Below are 12355 nucleotides of genomic sequence, written 5' to 3'. Positions count from 1 at the left end.
GCGCCGGGCCGGTGAACGGATTACATCGATGACACCGGCCAGGTCAACCCGTATTCTGGCTCTAGGGGCAAGCGGCGGGTGTAGGGGTTGCTGGCCGGATCACACCCCCGCAAAATCTCTTTCGATCCTTCAAAACCCACACACGAATGCGCCGTTCGGGCACGAAAGTCTCGGTGCGCGCGAATGACGAACGCCACACGAAGGGGTCGGGAATGACGACTGCGCAGGACGACACCGGTTTGTGGATCCGCCGGTATCATCCGGCACCGGACAGCGCCGTCAGGCTGCTGTGCCTGCCACACGCCGGAGGGTCCGCCAGCTTCTACTTCCCGGTCTCCCGCGCCCTTTCGCCGGCCGTCGAGGTCCTGGCCGTGCAGTACCCGGGCCGTCAGGACCGGCGTTCGGAACCGAACATCGACGATCTGCCCTCCCTCGCGCGGGCGATCCTCGGCGCACTCGACGGGGTTCTCGACAAGCCGCTCGCGCTCTTCGGGCACAGCATGGGCGCGACGGTCGGCTTCGAACTGGCGCGCATGCTGGAGCAGGAGCGGGGCATCGTTCCGGCCTGGCTGTTCGCCTCGGGGCGGCGAGCCCCGTCCATGCCGCGGGACGAGCGCAACCACCTGGCCTCCGACCCGGAGTTCATCAAGGAACTGCAGCGTCTGCAGGGCACCGCCGGAAACATCCTCGGCGACGAGGAGATGCTGCGCATGATCCTGCCCGCCACGCGTTCCGACTACCGGGCGGCGGAAACCTACAGGTACGTGCCCGGCGCCCCGCTGAGCTGTCCGATCACCGCCTTCGTGGGCGACGACGACCCGAAGGTCACGGTCGAGGAGGCGCGGGCCTGGCAGGACCACACCAGCGCCGCGTTCGACTTCCACGTCTTCGACGGCGGCCACTTCTTCCTCACGGCGCATCAGTCCCGCCTGCTGAAGACCATGCTGGACCAGTTGCAGTCCCTGTCGCCTCCCGGGGACCCGGCCCGAACCGGTCGCTAGCGGACCCTGGCCGGGCGGTGACGGCCGCGTGCCCTGCGGCCGGGCGGCGGCCGCCGGCCGGATTCGGCTGGAATCGGCCGCGAGGGCAATGGCCGTACGGTGCGCGGCGGTCCCGTCCGGAACCGCCGACACTGTCCGGAAACGGCGGTGCTGACCGGAACTGCCGGGGAAGAAGCATTCGCCTCCCGGTGAAATTCCGGATTCACCGCGGTTTCACCTTGCGGGACCCTCAGGAAAGGGCGCGTTCCCGATACTTTCCGAACGTATCGAAGTGGGCGCGTTTCACAGCACTCCATACCTCGCACCCTGCGGACCGCGGCATCGAGCCGCGGTGATTGCGCGGGCCACCACCACCATGCGTGGGGTGCGGAGGAAAGACCGGTGGCCACAGGTGAGCTCACGGGGAGAGTGTCCATGGTCCGTGTCGAATGGGATGCCGAACTCGCGGTACTGCGCGCGTCTCTCGCCGCTTGCGTCCGCGGCACCGGAGGGTCGGTGGTCATCCGCGGCCCGGTAGGGGTCGGCAAGACCGAACTCCTGCGCAGTCTGGTGCGCGAGGCGGCCGTCGCCGGTGGCGCCCACGTGGGCGCCACCGGGTCCCAGGCCGAGCAGACCAATCCGATGGGGGCGATGACCCAGATCTTCGCCGGCCTGGACCTGCGGGGCGAGGAGGCCGCCCGCGCCCAGCGGCTGCTGGAGGCCGGCGCGCTCACCTCGATGCTGCAGGACAGCGACGACGAGTCGCGGGCCCAGGTCGACGTGGCGGTCCTGCACGGCCTGACCGGCATCATCCTGGCCGCGGCCCAACGGGCGCCGCTGCTGATCGGGGTCGACGACGCCCACTTCGTGGACGCGGACTCCCTGGAGTGTCTGCGCTATCTGGTGCGCCGTATCGACCACGCGCCCGTCCTCGTCGTGCTCAACGACAACACCACCGTCCGGCCGGCGCGGCCGATGATCTGGGCCGAGCTGCTCAGCCAGCCGCACCGCCAGCTCATCCGCCTCAACATGCTGTCCCCGGTGGGCGTCGCCGCGGTACTGCGGGCCGAGGCCGTCGACCTCCGGGACAACACCCCGGCGAGCCTGTACGAGGCGACCGGCGGCAGCCCTCTGCTGCTCATGGCGCTCGTCGAGGAGCTGCGGGCTGCGCAGGTGCGCCGGCAGGCCGGTCACCCCGAGACGTCGCTCCCTGCCTCCGGGCACGTCTTCGGGCAGGCGGTGCTGAACTGCCTGATGCGCAGCGACCCGAGCCTGCTGCCGGTGGTGCGCGCCGTCGCCGCGCTGGACGAGGCGGTGCCCGTCGCCTTCCTGGCCGAACTCCTGGACTGGACGACGTCGGCCACCGAGTGGGCCGTGAAGGCCGCCACGGAGGCGGGTCTGATCGCCGACGGCCATCTGCGTCACCGGCGTTCCCGCGACGTGGTGCTGGAGCTGATGGAGCCGCGGGAGCGCGTCGCGCTGCACGCCCGGCTCGCCGGACTGCTGGACCGGGCCGGCGCCGCGCCGGTGCGTGTGGCGCGGCACTGGGTGGCCGCACGCCGGCCCACGCCGCCCGGGTCGGTGCCGGTACTGCTGAAGGCGGCCGAGCAGGCGCTGGCGCAGGACGACAGCGGCCTGGCCCTCGACTGCCTGCGGCTGGCCACCCGCGTGAAGGCCGAACCCTGTTCACGCGTGGGCATCGACGCTCTGCTGGTGCGTGCGAAGTGGCGGCTCGACCCCGTCTTCGCGGAGCACCATGTGGACAGGCTTCTGGACGCCTTCCGGTCCGGGCAGCTTCCCTCCGAGGACGCGCTGAGGCTGGTCGCCCCGCTGGAGTGGTACGGCCGGCCCGCCGAGGCGGAGGCGGTGCTGACCCGGGTCGAGGCGTCGGCCGGATCGGGGAGCCCCGGCGGCCCCTCGGTTCCGCTGTACAACGCCCGCATGGCGCTGGCCTACTGGTACCCGGGAGTGGTCGAGCCGGTGAAGGAGCCGCCGGCCGCCTCGTCGGCGCGGTCCGTCACCGCGGCCGAGCCCAAGTCCCTGGCGGCGGGCATCGTCCACACCGTGTACACGTCCGGGTACACCGACACCGTCGTGGCCGACGCCAAGGCGCTGCTGCACAGCTGCCGCCTGGAGGACCACACCCTCTACCCCATCATGATCGCCCTCGAGACGCTGCTCTTCGCGGACTGTCTGGACGCGGCGGCGTCCTGGTGCGACCGTCTGCTCGACGAGGCACGACGGCGGTCGGCGCCCGCCTGGCGGGCCGTGCTCTACGGGCTGCGGGCGATGGTGAGTTACCGTCAGGGCGACCTGGCCGCGGCGGAGCGTTGTGCCCGCACGTGTCTGCGGCAGATTCTGCCCAGGGGTCTGGGCATTCTGATCGGCATCCCGCTGTCCGTCCTGATCATGACCGCCACCCGGGCGGGCGAGAACGAACAGGCCCTCAGCCATCTGAACATGGCGGTGCCGGACGCCATGTTCCAGACCACCGTCGGACTGCACTACCGGCGTGCCCGCGGCCACTACTACCTCGCCTGCGGCAGACACGAGGCCGCGATGGAGGACTTCGAGGCCTGCGGCGACCTGATGCGCCGCTGGGGCTCGGATCTTCCGGGACTGGTGCCGTGGCGCACCGACCTCGCCGCGGCCCGGCTGGCGGGCGGGCTGTCCGCGGGCACCCTGGCCGCCGACCAGACGGCGCGGCTGGGCACCCAGAACGCCCGCACTCGGGGCATCACGCTGCGGGTGCTCGCCGCCTCCAGCGAGCTGCGCAGCCGGCCCCCGATCCTGCGGGAGGCGGTCGATCTGCTGCAGGCCTCCGGGGACCGGTTGGAGCTGGCCGAGACCCTGGCGGCGCTCAGCCACGCCCAGCACGCCCTCGGCGAGTACTCCCACGCCCAGGTGATCGGCCGCCGGGCGGAGCAGTTCACCGGCCAGATGATGGTGGCCCTGCCGGGGCAGCGGCAGGGTCCCCCCTCGGAGACGGGCCCGGCGGACGTCTCCCCGGGAGAGGTCTCGCCGGCGGACGATCCGGCCATCGTGGACCTCAGCGACGCCGAGCGCCGGGTCGCCTCGCTCGCGGCGCAGGGGTGCACCAACCGGGAGATCTCCAGGAAGCTGTTCGTCACGGTGAGCACCGTCGAGCAGCATCTGACCCGGGTCTACCGCAAGTTGCGGATCAACAGCCGCTCGGATCTGCCGACCAGCCTGCTCTCCTGTGCGGGCACCCCTCCCTGAACCCTCCCCCGTCCCCCGTCACGGCCCCGTCGGCCAGCCGGATGCCGGCCGACGGGGCGGGGGGACGGCGGACGACCGGGTCGGAGTTAGGGGTGTCCGGTAGGGGGCGGCCGTCATTACGTTCTCGAAGCGGGACGCCATGGCAGGACGGGGTTAGGAGCGGGCACCGATGCGGCCGAGCGAACGACAGCTGCGGGCGCAGCTCGCCTTCTTCCATGACTTCATCCGCGTCCAGGCCGAGCGGGGCGACCCGTACGCCAAGGTGCTGAGCGTGCCGGAGAGTCCGTATCCCCACTTCGAGGAGATCCGGGCCCGGGGTCCTCTCCACCAGAGCTCCATCGGCGCCTGGGTGACGGCGGACCACGCGCTCGCCAACCAGATCCTGCGGGACCGGCGCTTCGGGGTCCGGAAGGCGAGCGGGGAGCGGCTCCCGGAGTTCATCGGCTTCGACAACTCGATGCTCGGCGCCGATCCGCCCGACCACACGAGGCTGCGCCGTATCGCGACGCCCACCCTCAACCCGCGCATGGCCGAGGGCTGGCGGACCCGTATCGAGGAGATCTGCGACCGGCTGATCGACGAGATCCTCGCCGAGGCCGGTCCGTTCGACCTGATGACGGCCTTCGCGCAACGGCTGCCCGTCGCGCTGATCGCCGACCTCGTCGGGATCCCGGACGGTCATCGTGACGACTTCCACCGCATCAGCCGCCGGATGACGCCCCTGCTGGAGGGTGTGGTCACCTACGAGCAGACGCAGAGCACCGAGACGGCGATCCGGGAGATCACGGACCTTCTCGTCGACGTCATCGCGCAGCGCAAGGCCGATCCGCGGGACGACATGATCACGCGCCTGCTGGGGCTGGTCGACGAGGGCACCATGACCATGGCGGAGCTGGTGCCGATGGTGACCTTCGTGCCGCTGGCGGGCAGTGAGACCACCGTCAACCTGATCGGCAACGGTGTCCTCGCGCTGCTGTCCCACCCCGAGCAGTGGCGGCTCCTGGTCGAGCGGCCCGAGCTCGCGGCCGGAGTGGCCGAGGAGACCCTGCGCTTCGACCCGCCGGTCCAGCAGTACCGGCGCATCGTGCACGAGCGGCTTGAGCTGGCCGGCTGCACGCTGCCCGTCGACGGTGAGCTGGCGATCATGGTCGGTGGGGCCAACCGCGACCCGAAGGTCTTCCCCGACCCGAACACCTTCGACATCACGCGCAGCGTCGGCGCCGACACCTTGGCGTTCTCCGCGGGCATCCACTACTGCATGGGCGCCAACCTGGCGAAGCTGGAGGCGGAGATCGCGTTCCGGGCGCTGGCCACCCGGATGCCGGGGCTGCGCCGGGCGGGCCGGATACGGCGCGGCAGCTCGTTCATCATCCGCGGGATGGCGGAGTTCCCGGTGGCGGCCCGCTGATCCGGGGCGGTGGGGCGAGCGGGCCCGGGGCATGCTCCCGGGTCGGCTCCTGCGGGCGGCCGCGGCAGGCGTTCAGCCGCTCGGCCAGGTCGGTCCGCCGCTTGACGTCGAGCTTCCGGTACACCCTGGTCAGATGCTGTTCGACCGTGCTCACGGTGATGAACAGCCGGCGGGAGATCTGCCGGTTGGTGTGCCCCAGGGCGGCCAGCTCGGCGACGCGCCGCTCCGCCTCGCTGAGCACGTCGCCGTCCCCGTCACCGTCCCCCGGCGGCCGCCCGGTGTGGCGGGTCGGCTCCGGGGCCGGGCCGGACCGGTCGTGGGACACCGGCTCGTCGGCGGCCTCCGACGGCGTGGGCGCCCTCCACAGGGCATCGGTCCAGGCGGCGGCACGGCGGTGCCGGGCGACCTCGCCGGCCGCCGCGCCCCGTTCGTCGAGCGTCTCTCCGGCCAGTCGGTGCAGCCGCTGCCGCTCCTCGGCCGTCATGTCGGAGACGATCAGGTCCAGGATCCGCGGATGGCGGAAGCGTCCCGCCTCGGTGAGGCCGGCGCCGCGCAGCAGCCGCATCGCCTGTGCGGTGAAGTCCGGCGGGATGCCGAGGAGGCGGCCGATCAGTTCGGCGGACGCCCTCCGGTCGAGTACGGCCACGGCGCGCGCCACCTGACGGACGACGGGCTCGTGCCGGTACAGGCAGCGCAGCACCGCCTGGTCGAAGGCGTCGCCGGGCACCGGCCCGTACGTGCTGTCCCGTCCCGTACCACTGGCGCTTTCGTCCAGGAGGGCGCGCAGCAGGAGCGGATTGCCGCCGGTGACGCCGAGGAGGCCGCTGGCCGTCTCGCGCGCCGAGGTTCCGCCCCGGCAGTCGGCGTCGCGCGGGACGAGTCGGGCGACGGCGTCGGCGGTGAGCAGCGGCAGGGTGTAGCGCCGGAAGAAGGGCTGGCTGAACAGCTCCGCCCTTAACAGGGGATGGGCCGGGCGCAGCGTGGTGGTCTCGGCCAGCACGATCATGACGGGTACCCGACGGAACCGCCGGACCACGTACAGCAGGCAGTGGAGCGAGGCCGCGTCCACGTGGTGGAGGTCGTCCACGGCGACGGCCACGGGGACCTCGTCCCCCAGGCCGGTCAGCGAGGTGAACACGGCGTGCAGGGCCCGTCCCCAGAGGTCGTCGCCCGGGGGCAGTTGCTCGACGATCCCTGCGGTCCGGGTGAGGCGGTCGAAGGCGGTGCCGATGAGTTCGTCGGCCTGGGCGAGGGCCTCGGGTTCCAGCGGGGCGCTGTGCAGGAGCTGCCAGATCACGCCCAGGGGAATGTCGCGCTCGGCGCGGGATCCGGCGGCGCGCAGCACCTGCCCGCCCACCATGGCCGCCCACTCGCCGAAGACCTCCAGCACCTCGGTCTTGCCACTGCCCACGGGCCCGCTCAGAAGGGCCACTTGGCCCCGTCCCTGCTCCCGGCAGGCGCGGTACATCCCCCGCAGTCCGGCCAGTTGTTCCTCGCGTTGCACGAGCACTGTGCGCGTCAGCCTCTCCACCCGCGGCTCCGAGACCGGATGCCTCGTCGCGCGGTGTCCCCGTTGGTCAGCCTGTTCACCGGCCGGCGCACGGCAGCGCGTCACGCGCCGTTGCCGCGTCGGCCCTTCTGTCGATCTTCCCCGTCCGGTCTTTGCCAAGTCTTTCATCTGTTCGCGTCGCGCGACAACGGCGGTCGGGGCCCTGGCCGGGGCGCGGCCCGGCGGAGGGTCTCCCGGGCGGTGGGCGCGGCATCAAGGCGGCCGGTGGAGCCGCCCGGCCCGGGTGTTGTCAGGAGGGCTGGGCGACCGGTGCGGGCAGCACCGGGCGGAGCCGGGCGGGCGGGCCGGAGCGGCGTCGCCATTCACGCGGGTAGCCGACCGACACCTCCTCGAACCGCACGCCGTCGTGCCAGGTGGTCCGGGGGATGTGGAGGTGGCCGTAGACGACGGTGCGGGCCTCGTAGCGCATGTGCCAGTCGGCGGTCAGGTCGGTTCCGCACCACAGGGCGAACTCGGGGTGCCGGAGGATCCTGGTCGGCTCCCTCACCAGCGGATAGTGGTTGACCAGCACGGTGGGCAGCCCGTCGCGCTCCGCGTCGAGCCGCCGCTTCGTCGACGCGGCGCGGGCCCGGCACCAGTCGTCGCGGCGCGCGTGCGGGTCGGGGTGGAGGAAGAACTCATCGGTGCAGACGACGCCCCGCTCCTCCGCCATGGCCAGCGCCTCGTCCCTGGTACGGGCACCGGCCGGCCGCCAGCTGTAGTCGTAGCCGACGAACAGGGGCGCGATCAGGACCGGATCGCCTCCGGCGTCCCACACGGGGTACGGGTCCTCGGGGGTCACCACACCGAGGCGGCGGCACAGCGCCACCAGATGCTGATAGCGCGCCTCGCCGCGCAGTTGCACCACGTCGTCGCGGGGCATCCAGAGTTCGTGGTTGCCGGGCGCCCAGATCACCTTGGCGAAGCGACGCCGCAGCAGGTCGAGGGCCCATTCGACGTCGGCGACGTACTCGCCGACGTCGCCCGCGACGACGAGCCAGTCGCCTTCGTTCTGCGGACGCAGCCCCTCGACGAGGGCACGGTTCTCGGCGTACACCACGTGCAGATCGCTGATCGCCAGCAGCCGGCGGACCTCGGACCCGGCCACCTGTAACCTCCCGCGCTCCCACGACGGCCGCCCGCGGCACATCGTGTCCGTGTCACCGGCACACGGCCGGGCGACCGACGCTACCGACCGGCAGGCATCCGGCACACCCCTAGCGGGAAGCCAGCACCCCTACGCCCGGCAGGGCCCGGAGCGTTCGGCACGGCCGCGGGCGCCCGGGGCGCCTCGCGGACTTCTTCACTCCTGCCGGTGCCGGAGGCGGACGGACCGTCACGTTCCGCCGCCGGTGCGGTTGTGCAGGGAGCACTCATCGAGCCAGGTCCGGGATCGACGGACCGCAGGAGACAGGTGACGGACATGCGAACCGAGGCTGCAGAGCGGGCCGAGCTGCTCTTCTCCCTCTTCGACGCCAACGGCAACGGAGTCCTCGACTCCGAGGACTTCGACCTGATGACGGGACGTGTTCTTCAGGCGGCGGTCGCTTCGGACGACGGCGCCAAGGAGGCCCTGCGGGCCTCGTTCCGCCGCTGGTGGACGACGCTGGCCACGGAGCTGGACGCCAACGGCGACGGTGTGATCAGCGTCGAGGAGTTCCGTCCGTTCGTGCTCGACCCCGAGCGCTTCGGGCCCACGGTCGAGGAGTTCGCCCGGGCGCTCTCCGCCCTCGGCGACCCGGACGGGGACGGCCTGATCGAGCGTCCGCTCTTCGTGTCGCTGATGACGGCGATCGGCTTCGCCGAGGCGAAGATCCACGCGCTCTTCGACGCGTTCGGCCCGGACGCCGACGACCGCGTCACCGTGGCCACCTGGGCCTCCGGCATCAAGGATGACTACGCGCCGGACCTGGCCGGGATCCCGGGTGACCAGTTGGTGGCCGTCCGGGCCGTCTGACACGGCCGGGGGGACGGACGGCCGCGGCGGCCGTCCGTCCCGTGGCGACGTCAGGCCCGGGGCTTGTGCGCGAAGACCCAGCGGTTCCCCTCCAGCGCTTCGTCCGGCTCGGGAAGGGGACTGCGTCCCAGCCGGCGGGTGAAGTCGAAGGGCGTGTGCATCGCGGTGGACCAGCCCTTGGCCGCCAGGTCGCCCGCCGAGTCCGGGCGCGGCCCCTTGTCGAAGAGGTCGAGCAGGTCGATGCCGATCCGTTGCCGCGTCGCCGTGTAGATCGCGCTGTCGCGGTACGCCAGCAGGTCCTTCTCCAGCTTGGCCTCGAAGGCCAGGGCGCTGCCCGGGACGGTGAGCCGGTCCACGGCGTCGACGAGGTACGTCTCGGCGGGGCCCGGCAGGTAGAAGAGCAGTCCCTCGGCCAGCCAGACGCTCGGGGCGGCCGGGTCGAAGCCGGCGGAGGTCAGCGCGGTGACCCAGTCGGCGCGCAGGTCGACCGGTACGGGGACGCGCTTCGCCTTGGGGGCGGCCGCGAGTTCCGTGAGCACCCGCTGCTTGAAGTCCAGCACGCCCGCCCTGTCGACCTCGAAGACGACGCAGTGGGACGGCAGGTCCAGCCGGAAGGCGCGGGTGTCCAGCCCCGCTCCCAGCAGCACCACCTGGCGGGCGTCCGCACCGACCGACCGGGCGACGAAGTCGTCGAGGACCCTCGTCCGCAGGCCGAAGTAGCGGGCGAACCTCCCCCACAACGGATCGCCGTCCCCGTCCGGGACCTGCTCGATGCGCACCGGCGAGTCCGCGCAGGCCCCGGCCGCGCGCACGAAGTGTTCCGCGTGGACGTCCCGGGCCAGGCTGTCGTGGCGGTGGGTCTCGATCGCCCGTGCGGCGGCGACCAGGAGGGCGGTCAGTCCCACGCCCGAGTCCCCGCCGTCCGTGTCGGGACGGCGGGGGTCGCGGGCGGTGGTCGTTCGGTCATCGGTCTCCTCTTTCCGGCAGCAGGACGGGCTTGACCACGCGTCCGGCGTCGCAGTCGCGTTCGGCCTCGTCGATGTCGGCCAGCGGATAGGTGCGGATCAGTTCGTCGAACGGGAGGCGGCCGGCCTGCCACAGGCCGATCAGCCGGGGTATGAGCAGTCCCGGTACGGCGTCCCCTTCGCAGATGTGCCGGATGCCGCGGCCCCGGTCGAGCGTGTCCGGTTCGAGCGGCAGCGCGGTGCGGAGGCGTGCCACGAGGCCGAGCAGGCCGGTGGGGCGCAGTGCGCGGAGTGCGTCGTTGATCAGCGGGGCCAAGGCGGTGGTGTCCAGGACGTACTGGGCGCCGCCGTCGGTCCGCCGTCGGATGCGCTCGGCCAGACCGGCCGTCGTGGCGGGCAGGGGGATCGCGCCGTACCGTTCGGCCAGGGCCAGTCGCGCCGGATTCCCGTCGACGGCCACGGTCCGTACGCCGGCGGCGCCGGCCGCCATCACCGCGGCCAGGCCCACGCCTCCCGCGCCGAGGACGACGAGGGTGTCGCCGGGACCGGCGCGGAAGGTGTTCAGCACGGCTCCGGCGCCGGTGAGGACGGAGCAGCCGAGCGGGCCGAGCAGTTCGAGCGGCAGTGCCGGGTCGACCCGGACGGCGTTGCCCGCTATTACCAACCATTGCCGTAGTACCCCGATATGCCCAACGTCGAGTCAGGGGCCCACCTCTTGCAAGAAGTCGGAATTATCGAAGATCCGCTGGATGGTCGTATATAGCTCCAGCAGCGCCTCCTCACGCTCCTCCATGAGGAGGACCAGAAGCTTCCATTTCCGTTGTTGCCGACCCTCCGTATCGGCGACCAGCGCCTCGAGCTGCCTCCTGATGGTCTTGAGACTCCTCTCATGCACTCGGAACTGCGTGAGAACCCGGTCCTTGTCCACCGAGACCGGGTTCATGAAGTCCTTTGTGACAGTTCCTAGGTAAGAGCCGTAGAAGCGCAGCTGCCTGACTGCGCGCGTGAGGCGAAGCTTGCCGACCTCCTGACGGACCTCAAGGGCTTCGATCCTCTCCCTGAATACACGGACCTGGCGCCGCTCCTTCGTCAGGGTGGTAAGAAGCTCTCGAACCGCGTGGCCCTCGGCCACGCTGCCCGGTTCACCCGACTCCTTGACCTCGACGGAACTCACTACCACAGGCCTGACCTGATATACGTGAGCGTCATCCTTACGCCTCAGCGCTTGGAGGTTCGCCAGCCCGGCCTGGACGTTGAGGGCGTGGCCGATCGTGTTTCGCAGCTCGCCAACGTGTGCAAGGAGAAAATCGTCAAGGATGTCATCGGCCTCACCGTGGTTGTCCAGCCGGTCACTCACCCGAAGCGCCTCCCTCGTTCTGTCCGACTCCTTCGACCAATAGAAGCTTCTTCAGCATTGCCCTTCCCCGCTTGGCATTTGTGCGCAGGGCCGTCTCGGTCTTGCTCGTGAACTCCGCGATCTCGCAGTACTCGAACTCATCAAACTGCCACGCGAGGACCTCCCGCTGCGCTGGCGACAGCTGCTGGATCGCGTTCACGATCCGCTGTTGAGTGTCAGTCAGGATCACCTCGGCGATCGGGCACGTACCACCCGGCCGGTCAGGTACCGAATCCCTGGGCGACTCCAGGTGGTGTTGCTGGCGGAGGTATTTCGTCCAAGCGACCTTCCGGAGATAGGCCGCCGGATACTGGATCGTCCGCCATCGGTCAGGAAGCAGTTCGATGAACGCCTCATGTGCAGCGTCAGCGGCTTCGTAGGGCGTAGCGCCCCGGTACATAAGGTGCACGGTGACCCCCCGCATCTCCTCGATATACAGGGCATCGAAGTCGTCCCGCGGTAACGCACTGGGTCTCTTTCTCCGTTGGCCGCCGGCCGTCGTGGTGGTCACCGGTAGTTCTGTCACGTCAGTTCGCTCCACTTCGGCCGGCCTTGCCCTCCGACCGTGATCTCGACCTGTCGGTCACCGTCCTTCTCCACCAGCCTGCTTCCGGCCGGCAGCGATCGAACCCGCTCCGACAGCCCGTTCTGGGCCAGCTCTGCTTTACGGACCTCCGACCACTCCTTGATCAAGCGGTAGAGCAGCCTTACGAGGTACCCCAGTGCCATAGTCACCGCCGTTACGACCGCAGCAGGGTCCATCCGAACTCCTCCACAATGGCGGTGCCGTGTGCTCCGCGTCTGCCTCTTAAAGCAAAAGCAGGGGCACCGCGTGACAATGCCTGGTCAGAGGGGTTCTT

The 12355-nt window shown here is 71.0% G+C and carries 9 protein-coding genes and 3 pseudogenes; 4 read left to right on the top strand and 8 right to left on the bottom strand.

Annotation, left to right across the window (positions count from 1 at the left end; all coding sequences use genetic code 11):
• Window positions 1-212 precede the first annotated feature (212 nt).
• The 3 genes from OG936_RS38335 (at window position 213) to OG936_RS38325 (ending at window position 5628) form a co-directional block, all read left to right on the top strand.
• Complete coding sequence (locus tag OG936_RS38335; protein WP_323183773.1) at window positions 213-1001, top strand: alpha/beta fold hydrolase; 789 nt, start codon at window positions 213-215, stop codon at window positions 999-1001.
• Window positions 1002-1415: 414 nt separating this feature from the next.
• Window positions 1416-4220 (top strand): AAA family ATPase, encoded by a 2805-nt coding sequence (locus OG936_RS38330; protein WP_331755235.1) that lies wholly within the window; start codon window positions 1416-1418, stop codon window positions 4218-4220.
• Between the two features lie 169 nt (window positions 4221-4389).
• Complete coding sequence (locus OG936_RS38325; RefSeq protein ID WP_331755234.1) at window positions 4390-5628, top strand: cytochrome P450; 1239 nt, start codon at window positions 4390-4392, stop codon at window positions 5626-5628.
• Here OG936_RS38325 and OG936_RS38320 read toward each other — a convergent pair.
• The 3 genes and pseudogenes from OG936_RS38320 to OG936_RS38310 form a co-directional block, all read right to left on the bottom strand.
• A pseudogene (locus OG936_RS38320) lies at window positions 5588-5866 on the bottom strand (helix-turn-helix transcriptional regulator); the annotation flags it as partial. The gene OG936_RS38325 and the pseudogene OG936_RS38320 overlap by 41 nt on opposite strands.
• 771 nt (window positions 5867-6637) lie before the next feature.
• A pseudogene (locus OG936_RS38315) lies at window positions 6638-7306 on the bottom strand (ATP-binding protein); the annotation flags it as partial.
• Window positions 7307-7427: 121 nt separating this feature from the next.
• On the bottom strand, window positions 7428-8327 hold the full coding sequence (locus tag OG936_RS38310; protein ID WP_406500821.1) for a metallophosphoesterase family protein: 900 nt from the start codon (window positions 8325-8327) through the stop codon (window positions 7428-7430).
• A gap of 273 nt (window positions 8328-8600) precedes the next feature.
• Between OG936_RS38310 and OG936_RS38305 the strand changes: the two genes are divergently transcribed.
• A complete protein-coding gene (locus OG936_RS38305; protein ID WP_331755423.1) occupies window positions 8601-9134 on the top strand; it encodes an EF-hand domain-containing protein in 534 nt (177 codons plus the stop codon).
• Window positions 9135-9184: 50 nt separating this feature from the next.
• Here the strand turns inward: OG936_RS38305 and OG936_RS38300 are convergent, their stop codons facing one another.
• The 5 genes and pseudogenes from OG936_RS38300 to OG936_RS38280 form a co-directional block, all read right to left on the bottom strand.
• Entirely contained in the window at window positions 9185-10039 is an 855-nt protein-coding gene (locus OG936_RS38300) for a class I SAM-dependent methyltransferase (protein WP_331755231.1), read from the bottom strand.
• A gap of 58 nt (window positions 10040-10097) precedes the next feature.
• Window positions 10098-10763 (bottom strand): annotated as a pseudogene (locus tag OG936_RS38295) (zinc-binding dehydrogenase); the annotation flags it as partial.
• A gap of 36 nt (window positions 10764-10799) precedes the next feature.
• The gene (locus tag OG936_RS38290; RefSeq protein WP_331755230.1) at window positions 10800-11456 is read right to left on the bottom strand and encodes a hypothetical protein; all 657 of its coding nucleotides are present in this window, start codon (window positions 11454-11456) and stop codon (window positions 10800-10802) included.
• The gene (locus OG936_RS38285) at window positions 11449-12006 is read right to left on the bottom strand and encodes a sigma-70 family RNA polymerase sigma factor (protein WP_331755229.1); all 558 of its coding nucleotides are present in this window, start codon (window positions 12004-12006) and stop codon (window positions 11449-11451) included. The genes OG936_RS38290 and OG936_RS38285 overlap by 8 nt, the downstream gene beginning before the upstream one ends.
• A gap of 11 nt (window positions 12007-12017) precedes the next feature.
• Window positions 12018-12257 carry a hypothetical protein gene (locus tag OG936_RS38280; protein ID WP_331755228.1) on the bottom strand — a complete coding sequence of 80 codons (240 nt, stop codon included), beginning with the start codon at window positions 12255-12257 and terminating at the stop codon, window positions 12018-12020.
• Window positions 12258-12355 lie beyond the last annotated feature (98 nt).

This window comes from Streptomyces sp. NBC_00846 (assembly GCF_045207325.1).
Taxonomy (GTDB): Bacteria; Actinomycetota; Actinomycetes; order Streptomycetales; family Streptomycetaceae; genus Streptomyces.
The sequence above is the reverse complement of the archived record's forward strand: the minus strand, read 5'-3'. Positions and strand labels throughout refer to the sequence as shown.

Bases quoted from the DNA above. Each gene is read 5' to 3' on its own strand.
- OG936_RS38335 (WP_323183773.1), top strand. From the start codon at position 213: ATGACGACTGCGCAGGACGACACCGGTTTGTGGATCCGCCGGTATCAT.
- OG936_RS38330 (WP_331755235.1), top strand. From the start codon at position 1,416: ATGGTCCGTGTCGAATGGGATGCCGAACTCGCGGTACTGCGCGCGTCT.
- OG936_RS38325 (WP_331755234.1), top strand. From the start codon at position 4,390: ATGCGGCCGAGCGAACGACAGCTGCGGGCGCAGCTCGCCTTCTTCCAT.
- OG936_RS38310 (WP_406500821.1), bottom strand. From the start codon at position 8,327: ATGTGCCGCGGGCGGCCGTCGTGGGAGCGCGGGAGGTTACAGGTGGCC.
- OG936_RS38305 (WP_331755423.1), top strand. From the start codon at position 8,601: ATGCGAACCGAGGCTGCAGAGCGGGCCGAGCTGCTCTTCTCCCTCTTC.
- OG936_RS38280 (WP_331755228.1), bottom strand. From the start codon at position 12,257: ATGGACCCTGCTGCGGTCGTAACGGCGGTGACTATGGCACTGGGGTAC.